This is a genomic window from Frigoribacterium sp. PhB116 (genome assembly GCF_004364285.1).
In the GTDB taxonomy this organism is placed as follows: domain Bacteria; phylum Actinomycetota; class Actinomycetes; order Actinomycetales; family Microbacteriaceae; genus Frigoribacterium.
Genome location: NZ_SOBE01000001.1, coordinates 76,524 through 97,041 on the forward strand (window position 1 = coordinate 76,524; position 20,518 = coordinate 97,041).

Annotated in this window: 11 protein-coding genes; 2 read left to right on the top strand and 9 right to left on the bottom strand. The window is 74.0% G+C overall.

What is annotated here, in order from left to right; genetic code table 11:
- Window positions 1–203: 203 nt before the first annotated feature.
- From EDF20_RS00345 to EDF20_RS00385, 9 genes are all read right to left on the bottom strand, one after another.
- The gene (locus tag EDF20_RS00345; protein WP_133737373.1) at window positions 204–3,767 is read right to left on the bottom strand and encodes an SbcC/MukB-like Walker B domain-containing protein; all 3,564 of its coding nucleotides are present in this window, start codon (window positions 3,765–3,767) and stop codon (window positions 204–206) included.
- Entirely contained in the window at window positions 3,764–4,666 is a 903-nt protein-coding gene (locus EDF20_RS00350; RefSeq protein ID WP_133737374.1) for a DUF4194 domain-containing protein, read from the bottom strand. The genes EDF20_RS00345 and EDF20_RS00350 overlap by 4 nt, the downstream gene beginning before the upstream one ends.
- The gene (locus EDF20_RS00355; protein ID WP_166644729.1) at window positions 4,663–6,333 is read right to left on the bottom strand and encodes a DUF3375 family protein; all 1,671 of its coding nucleotides are present in this window, start codon (window positions 6,331–6,333) and stop codon (window positions 4,663–4,665) included. The genes EDF20_RS00350 and EDF20_RS00355 overlap by 4 nt, the downstream gene beginning before the upstream one ends.
- A 267-nt stretch (window positions 6,334–6,600) precedes the next feature.
- Window positions 6,601–7,566 (bottom strand): hypothetical protein, encoded by a 966-nt coding sequence (locus EDF20_RS00360; protein WP_133737376.1) that lies wholly within the window; start codon window positions 7,564–7,566, stop codon window positions 6,601–6,603.
- A complete protein-coding gene (locus tag EDF20_RS00365; protein ID WP_208292562.1) occupies window positions 7,563–8,753 on the bottom strand; it encodes a zinc-binding dehydrogenase in 1,191 nt (396 codons plus the stop codon). Before EDF20_RS00365 ends, EDF20_RS00360 begins: the two co-directional genes overlap by 4 nt.
- A 3-nt stretch (window positions 8,754–8,756) precedes the next feature.
- On the bottom strand, window positions 8,757–9,806 hold the full coding sequence (locus EDF20_RS00370) for an ABC transporter permease (protein WP_192041510.1): 1,050 nt from the start codon (window positions 9,804–9,806) through the stop codon (window positions 8,757–8,759).
- Between the two features lie 14 nt (window positions 9,807–9,820).
- A complete protein-coding gene (locus EDF20_RS00375; protein WP_133737377.1) occupies window positions 9,821–11,365 on the bottom strand; it encodes a sugar ABC transporter ATP-binding protein in 1,545 nt (514 codons plus the stop codon).
- An 81-nt stretch (window positions 11,366–11,446) separates the two neighbouring features.
- The gene (locus tag EDF20_RS00380; RefSeq protein WP_208292563.1) at window positions 11,447–12,460 is read right to left on the bottom strand and encodes a substrate-binding domain-containing protein; all 1,014 of its coding nucleotides are present in this window, start codon (window positions 12,458–12,460) and stop codon (window positions 11,447–11,449) included.
- A 9-nt stretch (window positions 12,461–12,469) separates the two neighbouring features.
- Window positions 12,470–15,901, bottom strand: a complete 3,432-nt coding sequence (locus tag EDF20_RS00385) for a DUF5107 domain-containing protein (RefSeq protein ID WP_243833316.1) — start codon at window positions 15,899–15,901, stop codon at window positions 12,470–12,472.
- 128 nt (window positions 15,902–16,029) lie between these two features.
- Here EDF20_RS00385 and EDF20_RS00390 point away from each other — a divergent pair, with 128 nt between their 5' ends.
- Together EDF20_RS00390 and EDF20_RS00395 are read left to right on the top strand one after the other, a co-directional pair.
- A complete protein-coding gene (locus EDF20_RS00390) occupies window positions 16,030–16,896 on the top strand; it encodes an AraC family transcriptional regulator (RefSeq protein WP_133737379.1) in 867 nt (288 codons plus the stop codon).
- A 178-nt stretch (window positions 16,897–17,074) separates the two neighbouring features.
- Window positions 17,075–20,506: a TM0106 family RecB-like putative nuclease gene (locus tag EDF20_RS00395; protein WP_347876477.1), complete on the top strand. Its 3,432-nt coding sequence runs from the start codon at window positions 17,075–17,077 to the stop codon at window positions 20,504–20,506.
- Window positions 20,507–20,518: the final 12 nt, after the last annotated feature.

Genomic DNA, 20,518 nt, shown 5'->3' on the forward strand with positions numbered 1-20,518 from the left:
TTGTCGTGTGCGGCGGGTTCCCATCGTCGACAGCGGGTGGGCGCCGACCCGCCGCGGGTGACGGGAACCCGCCGACATCCGGAAGTGGCTGTGGGTGCAGACGAGGAGGTGTGCGCTGCCGAGTGGTCAGCACGTGTCCCTTGAACTGCAGGGGAGGACCGTTGCTGACCACTCGGCAGCCCGGGCGGGGGAGGCGGCCTGAGCTAGCCGAGCAGGGCCGGGTCGAGGCCGTGGCGCTCGACCTCCATCGCCTCGCGGATCGTGAGCGGCCAGATGCGCGAGAGCTCGGGGCGGGTCGGGTCGCTCGAGATGTAGGCCACGCTCTCGACGTGCTGCTCGAAGGCGGCGACCTTGTCGCGCGGGGCTCCCACGACGAGCTGGAACCCGAGCGAGCGCAGCGCCGACAGTGCGCGGCCGGTGTACTCCGTGTCGGCCTTGACGAAGCCCTCGTCGAGCACGATCGGCGCGTAGGTCGGCACCCGGTCGGTGCCGTCGCCGAGCCGGAACCGCAGGGCGGCGCCGAGCACGAACGCGATCAGCTCCTGGCCCTCGCCGCCCGACTTGCCTGCCACGCCCTCGTGCACGATCTGGGTGCCGTCGGCCCTGGTCTCGATCGCCCGGAACTGGAAGTGCTCCCGCGCGTCGAGCACCCGGCGGCGCCACGCGTCGCCGACCTTCGAGCGCTCCTCGAGGTGGGCCAGATCGCGCCGGAGGCGGAGGAACCGTCGCTCGACCTCGGCCGGTTCCCGAGACGGGATGGACGTGCCAGCCGGGCCAGCGCCTCCTGCGCTCGAGCCCGCGTCAGGCCCGGCACCGCGCACCGACCCGCGCGCGTCGCCCAGGTGCTCGCGCAGGGTGCGCCGGAAATCGGCCAGGTCGCTGTTCGACACGGGACGCGGCTCGATGTCCAGCGTCGAGCCCTCACGGAACTCGATCGCCCGGAGCGCCTCCGAGATGGGGCGGACGCCGCGCCGGATGACGTGGCCGTCCTCCTCGATCTGGACGAGCAGCGCGCGGAGGCTGTCGCCCATGTCGCTGCCGGCCTTCTCGAGCCAGCTCTCCTTCGCGTGCGGCAGGTCGTCGTCGACGAGCCCGCGGTGGATGGCGAGCACGGCGGGCAAGCTGTCGATCGTCGCGTCGATCCCGGCGTTGCGGTCGAGCTCGAGGTAGCGCGCGAAGACGAGCTCGAGGGTCAGCTCGTGCTGGCCCCGCTCGCGGTCGTGCGCGTCGATCTGCGACCGCAGCTGGGCGGCGGCGTCGCGGCGCGACCGTTCGACGTCGGCCGCCTCGCGCGGCGCCGTGAACGGCAGGGTGCTGAGCAAGGCGCGCTCGTGGTCGTCGAGCGGGTCGGCGCCGTGCAGGGCGTCGCTGAACGCGTCCTCGATGTCGACCAGGGTCGCGTGGGTCTGCTCGAGCTGGTCGAGGACCTGCTGCACCTCGGCCCCGCGACGGACGGCCTCGAGCCGGGCCTCGTCGTGCTCGGCGGCGGCGGCCTGCAGCGTCGCGACCTCGGGACGCTCGAGGGCGACCCGCTCGAGCTGGCCGCGCAGGTCGTCGAGCCGGGCGCGGGCCGGGGCGGCGTCGACGTCCGACCAGCTCGTCTCGACGGCGCGCTCGATCGTCTCGACGACGCGGCGGCGTGCGCCGGCGACGGTCTCGGCTGCGTCCCACTCGGCCCGGGCAGCGTCGAGCGAGCGGGTCAGCTCGTCGATCTCGTCGCCCAGCTCGGCGACGCGCGCGGCGTTGTCGAGACCGATCCACGAGCGGATCCGCCGGTCGTCCTTCGTGACGCGACGACCGCCTCCGGTGCGGAGACCCGCCCGGGTCACGGCCCCGCGCGCGCCGGCGGGCAACGGCGCGTCGAGGTCGTCGGCGCCCTCGACGCAGAGGACGCTGCGCTCGGCGACGAGCTCGTCGTGCAGCCAGCCGCGGAACGGGCTCGCCTGGTCGAGCACGAGCATCGACGGCACCGTGCGGGCGACCGACTCGAGACGCGGCGTGAGGTCCGGGGTCGCGGGCACGAGCGTGACGCGGCCGCGCATGTCCTCGGCGTCGACGAAACGGCGGACGGCCGCGAAGTCGTCCGAGTCGACGAGGAGGTGCGTGGCCAGCTCGCCGAGCACCCGCTCGACCGCGGTGCTCCAGTCGCGGTGCTCGGGGGCGACCTCCATCAGCTCGCCCGCGTAGGGCAGTCGGGAGACGGGGACGCCGGTGCCGTCCGCGATGCGACGGCGACGCTCGACGGCCTCGTCGGGCACGTTGCTGCGGCGGCGCTCGAACGACTCCTTCTGGCGCTGGCGCTCGCCCACCGCACGACGCGTCTCGGCGATCCGGGCGGCGAGCTCGCCGCGCAGCTCGTCGTGCTCGCGGCGGGCGGTCTTCTCCTCGGCGGCGAGCGAGGACGCACGACCGCGCAGGGCCTCGAGCTCGTCGGCCGAGGTCGGCACGGCCTCGCCGACGCCCTCGAGCGGCGCGGCGAAGCGTCGGTGCTGCGCCTCGACGCGGGCGAGCGCGTCCTCGGCCCAGCGCACCTGCTCGCGGAGGGAGTGCGAGGGATCGCCGCCGAGGTCGGCGATCTGCGCGAGGGCCTGCTCACGGGCACGGAGCGCGACCTCCTCGTCGTCGGCCGCGCGCCTCCTCGTCTCGGTCGCCTCGCGCTTCGCGAGCTGGACGCGGTCGACCTCGCCGCCCACCCAGTCGCCGACCTTGCCGGCCAGCCAGACGCGCAGACGGCTCGGCTCGGCGCCGGGCTCGTCGCCCTCGGCCAGCAGTCGTCGCTTGGCCGTCGCGTCGTCGCCCGCGGCCTGCCACTGCTCGGCGAGGGCAGGCACGGGCTCGAGCACCTCGAGCTTCTTGCGGGTCGTCTCGAAGACGTCGTAGAGCTGCGAGGCCTCGCGGTAGGTGCTGAGCGTCGTCTCCCAGCGGCTCAGGGCCTTGGGCTGCGTCAGCACGAACTGCGTGAAGAGCTCGTCGATCGAGAAGACGCCCTTCGACGCCTGTGCACGGCGCAGCAGCGTCAACGCCTTGAGCTGCGACTCGTCGCTGCCGCCGATGCCGAGCACGCCGCAGAGCCGGACGCGCAGCTCGGGCTGCGAGTAGGTCACGAGGTCGTGCGCGGGGTCGACGAGGCGGCTGAGCGAGCTCTTCGTCAGCGGGGAGGTGCTGGTGGGGTCGCGGCGGGCCTCGGTCAGGCGGCTGAGGTCGAAGCGACCGCGGACGAGCAGGTAGACGGTCGACTGGGTGACCTCGTCCTGGCTGGACGTCTCGGGACCGATCCAGGCGAGGCGGACGGCGGTGAGGGTCTCGCCGAGCTCGGTGCTCCAGGTGATGGCCGAGCCGCTCGCGAACGCCTCCCCGAGCGGACGGAGGAACCGCGTCGTCGTCTGGTCGGAGGCCGCGTCGCGCACCTCGTCGGTCTTGCCGCGGGCGTAGCTGTAGACGGTGCGCTCGGAGCGCTGGCGGGAGTCGTCGCGGGCCGCGCGGTTGAACTCCTGCGGGTTCGGCATGATGACGGCGCTCATCGCGTCGAGCACGGTCGACTTGCCGCGGCCGGTCGGGCCGAGGATCGCGATGCCGCCGCGCCCGACCGGCATCCGGTGCAGGCCCGCGTAGCTGCCCCAGTTGAGCAGCTGCACGAGCTCGATGCGGTACTGGCCGGAGTGGAACATGCCGAGGTCGGGGGCGTCGTCCGGGGCGACGTCGACGTCGAGCGCGGGGGTCTCGGTTGCGGTGTCGGTCGTCTCGTCGGCGGGGGAGGCGGGGGTCATGCCGGGTCTGCTTCCGTGTCGCGGGGGAGGTCGAGCGGGAGGTCGAGGTCGAGCGCGACCGCCGTGGGGTCGGGGGCGTGCTCGTCGGCGTCGGGCTCGTCGGGGTCCGTGTCCGTGTGGGCCTCGTCGGCCTCCGTGTCGGACTCGGGGCCGTCGAGCACCCCGACGGCCTCTGCGTCCGTCTCCGTGTCCGGCTCGGCCTCGTCGAGGTCGGGACCGACCTCGACGTCGGGACCCGCGCCTCCTGCGGCGTCGAGGTACACCTGCTCGAGGTGCGCCAGCTGTTCGGGTCGGACCAGGGGGACGATCGCGGGCGAGACGGTGAAGAGCTGCGGGTCGTCGGGCTCGGGCTCGAGCAGGTCGCGCGACACCATGGCGGCGATGGCGGCGTCGACGCGTCGGTCGGCCCGCACCTCGTCGCGGCCCGTGTCGTCGTGGAACCTGCCGAGGAACTCGGCGACCTGGTCACGCGAGACGACGACGGCCTCGTCGTCGCCGTCGGTGTACGCGTGCTCGCGCCGGAGGAACACGAGCAGGAACGATGCGTCGCGCGACAGGGGCTTCTCGCGGCGCAGCAGCACGGGGGCGTCGTCGCCGCCCGACTGCCGCTTGAACGCGACCTCGTGACCGTGGTCGACCTCGAGGTCGAGGAACAGCTCGGACAGGCGGGCGCGGATGTCGGCCTCGTGCGCCAGGAGGTCGGCCCACGCCTCCTTCTGCCTCGCCCGCGAGACGAAGCGGTGGGTCAACAGGGTGACGAGCGCACGACGACCGGCGAGGGGGAGCGTGCCGGGGGCGGCGAGGACGTCGGCGGCCGTGTCGACGCCGTCGGTGCCGGTGCCCGCGCCTGGTGCGGCGTCCTCGACCTCGGGCGTCGTGTCGACGGGGGCATCGGTCATGAGGGGTCTCCCTGGAGGTGCAGCGGGGAAGCCGCGTCGGCGGAGGCAGCGCCTGCCGACGCAGCGGAGGACGGCGCCGTGAAGACGAGGCGGGGCAGCACGACCTCGCGGCCCGTGCCTCCCTCGTCGGCGGTGAGCACGACGGACTCACGGTCGTCGGTGACGAGGCCCCGGTCGACGGCGAGGTCGAGCATGCTCAGCACGAGGCCGAGGCGGCGGAACTCGGGCTCGGTGGCGAGCCACACGTCGGTGCTCGACACCTCGGCACGCTCTGCGAGGAGCCGGTCGAGCGTGCCCGCGACGGCGGCGGGGCTCGTGCCGGCGGTCAGGCGCAGCGCGACGCGGTCGGCCTCGGGCAGGGCGAGGTCGCCCTCGGTGACCTGCACGTCGACGGTATGCCGGCCGCGCTCGCTCCAGAGCTGCAGCTGCGTGAGGTCGACGGCGTCGAGCGGGCCGAGGCCGAGCACGTCGGCGGGCAGCACGGCAGCTCCCGGCCGCTGCTCGGCCCAGGCGGCACCGGCGTCGAGGGCGCGGTCGGCGAGGGCGAGCAGCCGCTGGTGCCGGTCGGCGCCCGAGCGGCTGAGGAACCGGCGGAGCGACGACGTCCAGCGGCCGTACGTCTCCTGCACGGCCTGCTCCTCGGCGAGCAGCGACGAGATGAGCTGCTCGAGCTGGGCGCGCTGGCGCTCGCCGATCTGGGAGGCGGCGTCCGGCTGGGCGAGGACCGTCTCGATGTCGGCACGCATCTGGTCGATCTCGCTCGACGACAGCATCTGCGCGAAGCCGCGGTAGGCCCGCCCCTCGGGCGTCTGCTCGAGCAGGTCGTTCTCGCGGAGGTACTGGTCGACGAGCGCTCCCTTGCCGAGGTCCTCGCTCGCGGCACGGCGGGCGACCTCACGGTGCCGCTGCTCGACCATCGCGCTCAGCTGCCGGAAGTCGGCGGGCAGCGACGCCGTCAGCCGGACGACCTCGTGCAGCTGACGGCTCAGCGCGTCGAGGGGGACCGGCTCGGTGCCGTGCTGCTCGATCCGGTCGCGCCGACGCTGCAGGTCGGCGAGCTGCGCGTCGATCCGGCCGAGCTGCGACTCGACGCTCGGGTCGGCGAGCCCGGCCAGCTGCCGGACGGCGTTCGCGATGCTGCCGAGCCGCGCCTCGCTGACGGAGTTGTCGGCCTCGACGAGCTCGCGCACGATGCGCAGCGCCCGCAGCGCGTGCGGCGAGAGCCGGTACTCGGCACGGGCCGTGTCCGCCGAGGAGGCGCGGGTGCGGACGAGCCACCGGGCGTCGACCCAGCTGCGGCAGTAGTCCGCCGGGGTGGCGCGCGTCTCGGGTGCGGAGCCGTCCGGGGCCGGCGCGGGCCGCGCCTCCTCGGCAGGGTCCTGGTCGTGGGCCGGCTGCTCGGTGCTGTTCCGCTCGGTGCTGTTCTGCTCCGTGTTGTTCTGCTCGAGGGCGTCGGCGACACGCTGGTGGAACCAGTCGGCCGAGACCGGGCCCTCGGCCTGCTCGAGGTGCTCGGAGAAGAGGGCGACGACCCAGCGGCTGTTCGTGCTGCGGAGGAGCGCCCAGGTCGGGTCCGCCTCCCACACGTCGCGCACGTCGTCGCGGGTGAGGGGGCCTCCGGGAGCTGCCGCCTCGGGGGCTGGGGCTGGGGCTGCTGTCTCGTCCACCGTTCGTCCCCTCCTGCGCCGTGCCGACGTGCTCGATGTCGACGGACGACGATACCGTGTGCGGGCGGCGCGCTCCGCTTCGGCGGGTTCCCGTCGGCCCCGGCGGGCGGGCGCCCACCCGCCGGGGGGCACGACGACCCGCCGACTTGCACAGGGGCCCGCCGAGCCGAGCTGAGCGCGCGTGCTCCGCTTCGCCGGGTTCCCGTCGCCGGCGGCAGGTCGGCGCCCACCCGCCGAGGGGCACCGGAACTCGCCGACTTGCAGAGGTCAAGGCCGCGCGGTGATCCACTCGACGTCGAGGGTCGACGTCGCGCCGGGCGCCAGGGTCGTCAGCGGCCCGAGCACCTCGAGCTCGACGAGGTGGGCTGAGGGGTGCAGGCCCTCCAGCGACTCGATCGGGGCGGCGGTGGGCCGCTGCAGCCAGACCTCGACCTTCGAGCCTCCGTCGGGCCAGGTGCCCGTCCTTGCCTCCGGCGACGTCGCGAGGCCGATCTCGAGCCCGTCGGGGCCGTGCAGCTCCACCGACCCCGACGCGGACGGGTAGCCGCGCTTGGCGACGCCCGTGCCGAGCGGCAGGACCACGTCGTGGCCGCGGCGCTCGCTGTGCAGCTCGCCCTCGTACGTGCCGAGGTCGAGCTCGACGGCCGAGGCAGCATGGGGCACGACGACGACCGAGTCGCTGGCGTCTCGGCCGTCAGGGCCGCCGGTGTCGACCTGGCAGACCTCCCAGATCGACCAGCGCCGCGTCGTCGCCGACGTGTTCGTGAAGGTGACCCGCTGGGTGAACGACGACGTGCCGTCGAGGAGGCGGAACTCGCGGACGACGCGGAGCCCGGTCCGCGGGTCGTCGCCGCTGGTGAGCGTCACGGTCGCCTCGGCGTCGTCCGCCTCCCACTCGGCCGTCCACGGACCCGAGTCGAGGACGGGATCGGGCGGGCCTGCCCACTCGTCCGGCCCCGACCAGCCCTGCGGCGCCGGCCAGGTCTTCGAGCCGCCGAGGTTCGCCCAGCTGTCCATGCCGCCGTCGTTCGCGGGCCAGTCGGCCACCGGCACGAGGGGCACGAGGTCCGCGCCGACGAGCACGGGGTTCTGCCAGAGCAGCTCGCGGCCGTCGACGACGAGCGACAGGAGCCGCCCGCCCCGGGTCGGCGCGAAGACCAGGACCAGCTCGCCGGTCGTGACGCGAAGGAGGGGCAGGTCGGGCCGCCCGGTCCGCTCGACGACGACCGTCACGAGGCGGCGTGCCCCGCGGCGGCGTGCCCGACGGTCGTCGTCCGCGACGCGGGCTCCTCGCGCACCGGCGCGCCGTCCGGCACCAGCACGACCTTGCCGGTCGCCCCGGCCGCCGCGATCCGGTACGCCTCGTCGGCGTGGCCGAGCGGGAGGCGGTGCGACACCACGATCTCGGGGCTGAGGCCGCCCTCGGCGATCATCCGCGCGACGTCCTCCATGCCCTGCAGCGACGTCACCCACGAGGCGGTGAGGGTGAGCTGCTTGTGCAGCAGCGTGTCCGAGACCTCGGTCTCGAGCCGGCCGCCCTCGCCCAGCAGGCCGACCCTGCCCCACTCGGCCGCCGCCTCCACCGCGGTCGACCGACCGGGCGTGCTGCCGGAGCAGTCGACGGCGACCTGGCAGCCGACGCCGTCGGTGAGGGCGAGGACGTTCGACACGGCGTCGTCGTCGGCGAGCACGACGTCGTCGACGAGGCCCGTGGCGCGGACGAACTCGATGCGCTCGGGCGAGCGCTCGACCCCGATCACGCGACGGGCACCGAGCATCCGGCCGAGCATGGCGGAGGCCAGGCCGACGGGGCCGAGGCCCACGACCAGCAGGTCCTCGCCGCCGTGCACGCCCGTGCGGCGGAGGCCCTCGTACGCGGTGCCGAAGCCGCACGCGATCAGGGCGCCGTCGACGTACGAGAGCCCGTCGGGCAGCGGCACGCAGGTCGACTCGTCGACGAGCACGTACTCGGCGTGGCCGCCGTCGCGCTGCCAGCCGTACGAGGCCTTGTGCGGCTGGTCGGTGCAGCTGATGAAGTAGCCCGAGCGGCAGTTGCGGCACCGGCCGCAGCCCTGGATGTGGTACACGATCACGTCGTCGCCGACGCCGAAGCGGGTCACGCCCGGCCCCGCCGAGACGATGCGCCCCGAGGGCTCGTGACCGGCGACGACGCCCTTGTAAGCGGGCGCGCCGTCGAGGCCCTTGTGGGTCTTGTAGCCGCCGTAGATGAAGCCGATGTCGCTGCCGCAGATGCCGCTGGCGCCGACCTGCACGAGCACCTGGCCGGGGCCGGGCGTCGGCACGTCGTGGGTGCGCAGCTCGGCGGTGTGGTCGCCGGGCAGGAACACGCCCTGCATCGTGGCGGGCAGCGACGAGGAGGTGCCGGTCGCGCCGGCGGGGGAGGGTGCGGTGGTGGTCATGGCCTAGCTCTCTTCGATCGACCCGCGCTTGCGGGACAGGGTGACGTTGAGGAGGACGGCGAGCACGATGATGACACCGCGCACGACGCTCTGGAGGAACGAGTCGACGCCGAGCAGCACGAGCCCGTTGCCGATCAGGGTGATGAAGATCACGCCGAGGAACGTGCCGACGAGGCTGCCGCGCCCGCCCGACATCGCCGTGCCGCCGATGACGACCGCCGCGATGACGTCGAACTCGAGGCCGTTGGCGGCGCCGGCGTTGCCGGAGCCGAGGCGCGCGGCGAGCAGGACTCCGCTGAGCGCACCGAGCATGCCCATGATCGCGAACAGGATCACGCGCACCCGGGCGACCTTGATGCCGGCCAGGCGTGCTGCCGCGGCGTTCCCGCCGATGGCGAAGACCGAGCGGCCGAAGGCGGTCTTGCGGGCGACGAACGCGAAGACCAGGAACGCGACGATCATGATGACCGCCGGGGTCGGCACGCCGACGATCGTCCCGGTGAGGAACGGCATCACCGGCTCGTCGAGCGGCAGCGGCACGGGCAGGGCGTCGGTGCCGAACTGGCCGAGGCCGCGCAGCACGCTCCAGAGCCCCAGCGTCGCGATGAACGACGGCACGAGGAACCGGGCGCGCAGCACGCCGGCGAGGGCGCCCCAGCCGGCCCCGACCACGAGCGTGATGAGGATGGCGAGCAGGGCCGGCAGCCCCCACTGGGTCATGGCCACGGCGACGATCACCGACGACAGGGCGACGGCGGGGCCCGTGCTCACGTCGATCTCGCCGGCGATGATCACGAGGGTCATGCCGGTGGCGGCGATGCCGATCAGGGCGGCGTCGCGGAGCAGTCCGCTCTGGTTCGCGATCGTGAAGAAGCCGACCGCGTTGAACATGAGGTAGAGGTACAGCAGCACGATCGCGACGAGCAGGCCGACGATGTTGACGAGCGTGGTGTTGCGGCGGAACGCGTCGCGGACGCGGCCGAGGGCGGAGTCGCGGGGCGCGCCTCCGCGTCCCGGGGCCGGGGCGGTCGTGGGGTCGAGCGTGGTGGTCATCGGATCGTCCTTCTCTAGCTCGAGACCATGGAGGCCTGGAGCAGCACGGGCAGGGAGATGTCGGGGGCGCGGAACTCCTCGCGGAGCCCGCCGTCACGGAGCACGAGGACGCGGTCGCAGGCGAGCGGCAGTTCTTCGATCTCGCTCGAGACGAAGACGACGAGCTTGCCGGTGTCGGCGACGGCGCGCATGATCTCGTAGATCTGCGCCTTCGCCTCGACGTCGACGCCGCGGGTGGGCTCGTCGAGCAGCAGCACGCGGCTGTCGGCGTGCAGCCAGCGGGCGATCACGGCCTTCTGCTGGTTGCCGCCGCTGAGGGTGCTGATCGGGCGCGACAGGTCGTGCGCCTTGATGGTGAGCTTCTCGGCCAGGGCCCGCGTGGCGGTGGCGATCGCGCCGGCCGACAGTGCGCCTCCTCGACTGACCTTCGCGAAGTCGCTCATCACGATGTTCTCGTCGATGCCGAGACCGGGCACGACGCCTCGGCCCTTGCGGTCCTCCGGCGTCATGCCGACGCCGAGCGACAGCATGCGGGAGGCGGTCGGCCGGTCGACCACGGAGCCCGCGATCGAGATCGTGCCGGAGGCGGCGGGACGGAACCCGGCGATGGCCTGCAGCAGCTCGGTGCGGCCCGAGCCGAGCAGCCCGGCGATGCCGAGCACCTCGCCGGCACGGCCCTCGAAGCTGACGCCGCGGAGCTTCGGCGCCACGTCGAGGTCGGCGACGCTGAGCAGCACCTCGCCGGTGGTCACCGGGCGGGTGGCGACGGAGCGCTCCTCGGGGTCGGCGCCGATCATCAGCTCGATGATGTGCGCGGTGTCGCTGCCGGCGATGGAGACGGTCTCGACGACCTTGCCGTTGCGCATCACGGTCGCGGTGTCGGCGATCTGCCGGATCTCGTCCATCCGGTGGCTCACGTAGAGCACGGCGACGCCCTGCGCGGCGAGCCGCTTCACGGTGTCGAGCACGAGGTCGACCTCGGCGGCGGCCAGGGCGCTGGTCGGCTCGTCGAGGATGAGGAGACGCGGGTCGTCCTGCAGCGCCCGCCCGATCTCGACGATCTGCTGCTGGGCGAGCGTCAGCCCGGCCACCTCGGCGTGCACGTCGATGTCGGCTCCCAGGCGCTCGAACGTGGTGCGGGCCCGCTCGACCATCACGCGGGTGTCGATGCCGAACCGGCCACGGGGCCAGCGGCCCATGGCGAGGTTCTCGGCGACCGTGACGCCGGGGACGAGGCTGAGCTCCTGGTAGCAGGTGGCGACCCCCGCGGCGGAGGCGGCGGTCACCCCGCCGTCGCCCAGCGGCTGACCGCCGAGCAGCACCTCGCCGGTCGTCGGGGTCTCGACGCCGCTGAGCAGGCGGATCAGCGTCGACTTGCCGGCGCCGTTCTGGCCGAGCAGGGCGCGGACCTCGCCGGCGTGGACGGCGAAGTCGACCCCGTCGAGGGCGGTGACTCCGGGGTAGACCTGGCTGACGCCGCGGGCCTCGGCGATGGGCGCGCCGCGGTCGCGCTCGGGATCGAGCGGCACGGCCGGGGTGGCGGCTGTCGACTCTGACAAGGGGATCCTCCGTGGATCGGGTGGTGGAGAGGGGGAACGGACGAGGAGGAGCCCGACGGGTCGCCGGGCTCCTCCTGCCGATCAGGGGAGGCCGTCGGGGTGGGTCTCGGACCAGCCTGCGGCGTCGGCCGGCAGGTACAGGTCGATCGGCGCGGCGACGACCTTGTCGTCGGGCGTCGTGCCGTCGATCGCGTCCTGGGCGGCGGCGAAGGCGAGCTTGCCGGCCTCGATGCCGCTGATGTCGACGACCGCCTTGAGCACGGAGCCGTCGGCCAGCTCAGCCGCGATGTCGCTCGTCATGTCCGAGCCGAAGACGGCGACCTGGCCGGTGAGGCCGCGGGTCTGGACCGCCTTGTACGCACCGACGGTCGCGCCTCCCGCCTCGCCGTAGAGCCCGTCGAGGTCGGGGTTCGCGCTGAGCATCTGCTCGGCGGTCGACACGGCCGTGTCGACCTCGGCGCCCTCCTGGTTGGCGACGAAGACCGTGCCGGGCAGCGCGGCGGTCAGTGCCTCGGAGAAGCCCTTGTAGCGCTGCTGGCAGACCTCGTACTGCTCGCAGTTGATGACGCCCATCTTGGGCGCCGTGATGCCGGCCTCGGTGAAGTACGCCGCGGCCTGCTTCCCGAGGTCGCCGCCGAACTTCAGCGGGTCGCCGAGCACCCAGGCCGTCACGTACTGGTCGACGGCGTCGTCGCTGACGCAGGTGTTGTAGCAGATCACCGGGATGCCGGCCTCGCTCGCCTGGCGGACGGCGGGGACGCTGCCGTCGGTCGACACGGCCGACATGATGATGGCGCTGACGCCGGAGGAGGTCAGCGTGTTCATGAACGAGCTCTCCTTCGAGACGTCGCCCGCCGAGGTCGACTCGAGGAAGTCGACGTTCTTGGAGTCGGCGTCGGCCGCGTCCTGCACGCCCTTCTTGACGCCTCCGTAGAAGCCCTGCGAGTCGAGGTAGAGGGCGCCGATCCGCTCGGCCCCGCCCTCGCCGCCGTCGGCGGTCGGGATCGAGCAGCCGGCGAGGGCGGCGGCGGCCGCGAGCAGCGCGGCCGCGGAGAGGACGCGGCGTCGCGTCCTGGTGCGTGTCGTCATGGTCATGGTTCCTTCCTAGGGGCGACCGGCGTCGTCGCCGGTCGTGATCGCGGGGGCGGTCGGGTCGGGTGTGGAGACAGGGGAGACGGACGGGACGGGGGAGGAGCGACGCGGCCGGTCGGTCGCGAGGTCGGTCCGCAGGTCGCGGACCACGTCCCGGAGCCGCTGCACCTCGGCGTCGCGCACGTCCTGCGGGTCGTCCTGGAACAGGAGCATCGTCGGCAGCGAGGTCGCGAAGTAGTCGACCTCGGCCGGGGTCGCGGCGAGCTCATCGATGAAGGCGTCGAACCGGGCGAGCAGCGCCCGCGCCTCGCCGTCCGCGCCGAGGCGGGTCAGCGCGGTGACGGCGGCGGCGTTCCGCTCGGTGAAGGCCTGGGTCGCCATGCCGGCGAAGTCGCCGGTGGCGGCCGCGGCCTGCTGCCAGGCGGCGCGAGCCCCCGCGTCGTCGCCGAGCGCGGTCAGCGCGTCGCCGAGGGCGAGGTGCAGCTCCGCCGTCGTCTGGAGGGGGTGACGTGCCTCGCCCAGGCTCGCCGGGGGCTCGAGTGCGGACTCGACACGGGCACGAGCCTCTGCTGCGTCACCCGCCGCGAGGGCCTCGCCGGCGGCCGCCAGCTGGGCTGCCTCCCAGACGCCGAGCACCTGGCCCTCGCCGCCCTCCCAGGGCTGGAACCGGCGTGCGGCCACCGCGGAGATCGCGTCGTGGTGCCGACCGATGAGGGTGAGCAGCCGGGCCCGGACGACGCTGAGGTCGTCTCGCTCGTCGACGAGGTCGGGACGCAGCTCGAGGGCACGGAGGCGGTCGGCCGGGGCCGTGCCGCGGCGCTCGGCGAGCTGGTCGGCCTCGAAGAGCAGCCGGGAGTCGTCGGGACGACGGCGCCGGGCGGCCTCGAAGTGCGTCGCGGCCAGCTCGGGGTCGTGCTCGACGTTGTAGGCGGCGATGCCGAGGTTGCGCTCGGCGACCGCGGCCTGCGCGTCGTCGACGTCGCCCTCGAGCGCCCGGCGCCAGGCGTCGGCGGCGTCGGCCCCGCGGCCGTGGGCGTAGAACCAGCTGCCGAGCAGTGACCAGGCGAGTCCGTCGGCAGGATCGACCTGCACGGCCTCGACGAGGACGGCGACGTCGTCGAGCCGCGAGGGGAGGCAGCGGATCGCGTCGACGGCGTGCAGCGCGACGAGCGCACGGCGGGCCTCGTCGGCACGACCGGCACGGGCCAGCAAGGAGGCGCGGTGGTAGCCGAGCAGGGGCCCGACGTTCACCTGCCCCTGCGCGGCGCGGGAGAGCTGCGCCTGCGCCAGGTCGAGCACCGACAGCGCCTCGTCGAGCCAGCCGGCGGAGCCGTACTCGAGCGCGACGTCGAGCAGGGTGGGGGCGTCGTCGGAGAGCACGCGTCCGGCGAGGTGCCGGGCCCACTGGTCGAGCGGGTCGAGCGCCAACGTCTCGTCGAGCAGGGCGTCGGCCTCGTCGCGCCGGTCCAGCGCGCGGAGGACGAGGACGAGGAGGTCACGCGCCTGCAGGTTGTCGGCGTCGCGTCGCAGCACGTCGCGCAGCAGCTGCTCGGCCGCGGCCGGGTCGGAGCGTCCGAGCAGCCGGGCCCGGGCCAGCGACGCGGGGGCCGCCCAGGCCGCGTTCCAGCCGGACTTGGCCAGCGCCTCCTTCGCCTCTGTGGTCCGGCCGAGCCGCGTGAGCGTGAGCCCGAGACGGTAGAGGGGCTCGCCGTCGGCCGGGTTGGGCGCCCAGGCGAGCTGCCGCGCGACCGCGGTGCGGAGCAGGGCGAGGGCCTCGTCGTACCGGGCCGTGTCGTGCAGCCGCGTCGCCAGGGCCACGTTCACGCGCACGTCGCCCGGGTCGCGGCGGAGGGCCTCGCGCCAGTACGGCTCGGGCGAACGCGTCGCGTGCCGGTACTGCTGCAGGTACTGGCCGACGAGGAACAGCTCGTCGACCGTCGCGACGTCGGCGGGCGCGGGCGGGGCGACGGCTGCGGCCGGGGCGGCGTCCGTCTCGTCCGTTCCGTCGGCGTTGCTCGTGTCGGCCGCCCGCGCCTCCGCGTCGAGCTGCGCGAGGACGTCGCGACCGTCGACGGCCACGAGGAGGCGGCCGTCGGCTCGGGCCTCGACGACGAGCCCGCCGAGCGTCGTGCCGGCGGGCAGGGCGCAGTCGAGCACGGCGGGCAGGCCCGGAGCGACGGAGGCGCGGTGCCGGTCGAGCACGGACCCGTCAGGCGACAGGACGACGACGTCGACCTCGTCGTGGACATGCGTCACGGCGAGGCCGACGCGGAGGACGGGGGCGCGGTCGCTGCTGCTGTCGCCGGCGTCGGCGAGGTCGAGGCGCATCGCGGCGTCCCTCGTGGCCTGGTGCGCGGGCCCGATCTCGGTGATCGGGTACCAGAACTGGCTGAAGGTCTTGGTCTCGCCCGGGGCGAGGAACGAGAAGTCGGGCTGGTTGTCGGTGTAGACGCCGGCCATCAGCTCGACGTAGGGGCCGTCCGAGTCGGTGAGGTTGTCGTCCCAGGCCCAGCCGAAGGGCGCGTCGCCCCAGGTCCACTGCTTCTTGCCGGGGGAGATCGCCCGGTCGGCCCAGTGCACGAAGCCGGCACGACGGCCGTGGTCGTAGCCGCCGAAGAAGTCGTCGTCGGTCGCGGTGACCATGTACGAGGTCGGCACGGGGATGTTGCGGTACCAGTCGAGGCGGTCGGCGTCGGGGCGGTCGGCGTCGACGCGGGCGGGGTAGTCGACGCCGTAGTACTCGCCGGCGACCCGGGGGAAGTCGACGACGGCCCGCTTCGCGTGGTCGGCGACGTGACGGACGTCGGTGGGGAAGAACGACTGGTAGTCGTCGCCCACGGCGGCGGCGACGTTGGCCCACCAGAGGAACGTCTGCGTCTCGTCGCTGCGGTTGAACAACCGCACCCGAGCCTCGATCAGGGAGGAGTCGGGCCGGAGGCGGATGCCGTGCATGCCCTTCATCCGGGCGAACGGGTCGTGGTCGGAGCACCAGACGGTGACGGCCCCGTCGGCCTCGCGCTCGATCGACACGTCGGTCGGCAGGAACGTCGCGGGGCGGTGGTGCTGGGGCCAGTTGAACTCGACGCCGCCGGAGATCCACGGACCGGCCAGGCCCACGAGGGCGGGCTTCACGACGTTGTTCCGGTAGAAGATGTCGTAGTCGGCGGTCTTGTCGTAGGCGACGTGGATCCGCCCGCCCAGCTGGGGCAGGATCACGAGGCGCAGCCACGGGTTCTCGAGGTGGACCGCGTCCCAGGCGTACGGCCGCTTCTCGGGCTCGATGCTCTCGTGGAACGGCAGCGGGAAGACCCGCCCGGACGATCCTTGGTAGACGCGGGAGTCGAGGAAGGCCGGGTACCGGTCGGGCTCGCCCGGCAGGTACGTGTCGACGACGAGGGGCTCCGACCAGGCGGCGACGCCTGCCGAGGCCTGGTCAGCGGGCACGGGGGGAAGAGTCAACCTCGACTCGGCGGTGAGCATGAGGCCAGCGTACGGAGGCGGTCGACGCCTCCGGAACGACCGATCCTGCGGCATGCCTGGACGAAACCACGACGCGCGTCCATGATGGCGGGATGACCATCGAGGACGGCTTCCCCGGGCAGCGCCTGCTCGTCATGCCTCGCCCCCGCGTCCGGGCGGCCCTGGCACGGCCCGGCACGTCGCACCTCGTCGTGACCGACGCCGGGTACTTCCCCGAGGCCAGGGCGCACGGCATGGCCCGGCTGGAAGGAGTGCCGCAGAGCGTCGTGCTCGTCTGCGTCCGCGGCGCCGGCTGGTGCGTCGTCGACGGCATCCGTCACGAGGTGGCCGCCGGCCAGGTCGTGGTGGTCCCGCCGGACGCGCCGCACGAGTACGGCTCGGGCGACGCGTCGCCCTGGACGTTGTGGTGGCTGCACCTCGACGGCCGCGACCTCGCGGAGTTCCTCCGGGTGGCGGGCCTCTCGTCGTCGGCTCCCGTGCGGCAGCTCTCGGACGTCTACCGCGTGGTCGCGCTCATCGAGGAGGTGGTGCAGGCGATGGAACGGGACCAGACGTTCGCCAGCGTGCTCGCCGCCTCCGGCGCCGCCTGGCACCTCATGGCGCTGCTCTGCTCGGAGCGGCGTGTCGGCAGCCCCCGCGAGTCGGCCGTGGAGCAGGCCCAGGAGTACCTGCGGCAGCACGTGACGGAACGCGTCTCCGTCGACGAGCTCGCCGCGCTGGCCCGGCTCAGCCCCTCGCACTTCGCCGCCCGCTTCAAGCAGGAGACGGGGTCGACGCCGCTCCGGTACCAGACGCAGCTCCGCATGGCGCGGGCCCGGGAGCTGCTCGACACGACCGACCTGCCCGTCGGGCTCGTGGCCGACCGGGTGGGCTACGTCGACCCGTTCTACTTCTCGCGGCAGTTCCGAGCAGTGCACGGGCTGACGCCTGTCGCGTACCGGGCCCAGCGCAAGGGCTGAAGCACCGGGTCGGCCTGCCGACGAGCGTGCGGGTCGGCGTCCCGCCCGGTCTGCTGGCCGGCCTGCTGCCGGGTCGTGTCGGAGGCGGCCGCTACGGTGTCGAGCACGCCCCGCGACGCTCGTCGCCCGGCCGGACCTGCACGAGGAGGCCCCCATCTACATCGCCGACGACACCGTGGTGACGAGCCCCACCGACCTCACGACCTGGGCCGCGTGCGAGTGGGCGTTCCTGCGCCGGCTCGACGCGAAGCTGGGGCGGATCGACGCGGTGGTCGACGAGGCCGACGCGATGCTCGACCGCACGGCTCGGCTCGGCGACGACCACGAGGTGCGGTTCCTCGAGCAGCTGCGCGCGACGCACGACGTCGTCGAGTTCGAGCGGCCGTCCCGCGACGAGTACCCCGCGGCGGCGCGGGCGGCGGCCGACGCGATGCGGGCCGGTGCCGACGTGCTCTACCAGGCGACGTTCTTCGACGGGTCGTTCATCGGGTTCAGCGACTTCCTGGTGCGGAACGACGCCGGCGAGTACGAGGTGTACGACACGAAGCTGGCGCGGCACGCCAAGATCCCCGCCCTGCTGCAGCTCGCCGCCTACGCCGAGCAGATCGAGGCGCTCGGCATCCCGGTGGGCGCGCAGGTGCACCTCGTGCTCGGCGACGGGTCGCGGTCCACCCACGACCTCGCCGACATCGCACCGGTGTTCCGGGCTCAGCGGGCGCAGCTCCGGGCGGTGGTCGCCGAGCGGGTGCGCGCGACCGAGCCCCTGGCCTGGGGCGCCCCGGGCATCACCGCCTGTGGCCGCTGCTCGCAGTGCTCGGCGCAGGTCGAGCTGCACCGCGACCTCGTGCTCGTCGCCGGGCTGACGCTCTCGCAGCGCTCCCGGCTGAACGACGCCGGCGTGCACAGCATCGACGAACTGGCGGTCAGCACCGGCAGCGTGCCGGGAGTGGGCGGCGCCGCCCTCGCGCGCCTCCGGGGCCAGGCGCAGCTGCAGCTGGCGAGCGAGCACGGCCGACCCGAGGTGCGTCTCGTCGACGCCGCGTCGCTCGCCGCGATCCCCGCGCCCGACCCCGGCGACGTCTTCTTCGACTTCGAGGGCGACCCGCTGTACACCGAGGGCGACAGCAGCGTGTGGGGCCTCGACTACCTCTTCGGCCTCGTCGACCAGGAGGCACGGTTCACCGCGTTCTGGGCGCACGACCTCCGAGAAGAGCGACGTGCGCTCGTCGCGTTCCTCGCGTACGTGCGCGAGCGACGCGCGGCCCACCCGGGCATGCACGTCTACCACTACGCCTCCTACGAGCGGACGCACCTGCTGTCGCTCGCCGCCCGGCACGGCGTCGGCGAGGAGGAGGTCGACGACCTGCTGCGCGACGGCGTGCTCGTCGACCTCTACCCGATCGTCCGCAAGGCGCTGCTGGTCGGCTCGCGGAGCTACTCGATCAAGAAGCTCGAGCCGCTCTACATGGGGGCCGACCTGCGCGACGGCGAAGGTGTCGTGAACGCCGCCGACAGCATCACGGCCTACGTCGAGGCGATCACCGCCCTCCGCGCCGGCGACCCGTCCGGTCAGGCCCGGCTCGACCAGGTCGCCGACTACAACGAGTACGACTGCCGCTCGACCCTGCGGCTGCGCGACTGGCTGCTCGGCTTCGCCGCGACCACCGACGTCGAGGCCTCGGACGACCTGCTGCCGCTCGTCGACGACGAGCGGGTGAAGGCCGAGCCCGACCCCGTCTTCGTCGAGCTCGCCGCCCTGCTGGCCGACGTCGACCCGCTCGACCGCGACGCCGACCAGACGGCGCTGGCGCTCGCCGCGGCCGCGATCGACTACCACCGGCGCGAGGCCAAGACCTTCTGGCAGGAGCACTTCGACCGCCTCCGCGGCCCGGTCGACGAGTGGGGCGACACCCGCGACGTGTTCGTCGTCGAGCGTACCGAGGTCGTCCGCGACTGGGAGAAGCTGCCGCGGGCCCGCACCCTCTCGCGCGACCTGCGCCTCGTCGGCTCGCTCGGGCCGGGCAGCCGTCTCAGCGCAGGCGGTCCGTCGCCGCACCTCGTCTACGACGCGCCGCTGCCGCCCACTGTCCGCGCCGCCGGGCCCGGCCTCCGCGGTGCGTCCGGTCGTGCCACGGTGCTCGACGTCGACGCGGACGGCGACAGCGTCGTCCTGCTCGTCAAGGAGTCGTTGGCGAGCGGCGGCGAGCCGCACCACCAGTTCCCGCTCGCGCTGACTCCCGCCGCGCCGCCTCGGGCGGCCCCGCAGCCCGAGGCCATCTCGGGGTGGGGCCGCGCCCTGCTCGACGAGCTGCCGGCGATGCGGCCGGACCCGGCGCTCGACCTGTTGCGCCGGATCCCGCCGCGCGGGGGAGTCGTGCCCGTCGTCGGTGACGACACCGTGGCGGCCGTGACCCGCACGCTGCTCGGTCTCGACCGCTCGTACCTCGCCGTGCAGGGGCCTCCCGGCACGGGCAAGACCTACGTCGGCTCGACCGTCGTCGCCCGCCTCGTGAGCGAGCACGGCTGGCGCGTCGGCGTCGTCGGGCAGTCGCACGCGGTCGTCGAGAACTTCCTCGAGGCGGTCGTCGCCAAGGGCGTCGACTCCTCGCGCGTCGTCAAGGTGCCCAAGAAGGGCACCGACGCCGAGACGCTGGAGGCGGCGGCCTGGACCCCGGTCAAGGACGGCGCCGCGGTGGCCGGCTTCCTCGCCGGGGCCGGCGAGACCGGCGGCGTCGTCGGCGGCACGGCGTGGACCTTCGCCAACGGCGACACGATCGCGCGCCGGTCGCTCGACCTGCTGGTGGTCGACGAGGCCGGGCAGTTCTCGCTGGCCCCGACCATCGCCTCCTCGGTGGCGGCCCAGCGCCTCCTGCTGCTCGGCGATCCGCAGCAGCTGCCGCAGGTCAGCCAGGGCTCGCACCCCGAGCCCGTGGACGAGTCGGCGCTCGGCTGGGTGGCCGACGGGCACGACGTGCTGCCCGCCGAGCTCGGGTACTTCCTGTCGCGGACGTTCCGGATGCACCCTGCGGTGACGGCGCCGGTGTCGCGGCTCTCGTACGCGGGGCAGCTCGAGTCGCGCGCTCCGTCCCGGCTGCTCGAGGGAGTCGAGCCGGGGCTGCACGTCGCGCCGGTCGTGCACGCGGGCGACACGACGTCGTCGGTCGACGAGGCCCAGCGGGTCGTCGAGCTCGTGCGCGACGTCGTCGGCCGCCGCTGGACCGACGAGCACGGCAGCCGCTCGCTGACCGACGACGACGTGATCGTCGTCGCGCCCTACAACGCGCAGGGCGCGGTGATCCGTGAGCTGCTCGACAGCGCGGGCTACGCCGGCGCGACCGTGGGCACGGTCGACCTGTTCCAGGGTCGGGAGGCGGTCGTCGCCATCGTGTCGCTCGCCGCGTCGTCGGCGGCCGACATCCCACGGGGGCTCGACTTCCTGCTGATGCCGAACCGGCTGAACGTGGCGATCTCGCGCGCGAAGTGGGCGGCGTGGCTCGTGCACTCGCCGGCGTTGGCGTCGTCGATGCCGACCTCGATCGCCGGTCTCGGGCTGCTGTCGCGGTTCATCGAGCTCGTCGAGGGCAGCCAGCCGGGCCAGCAGCCGGGCTAGGCGACCCGAAGA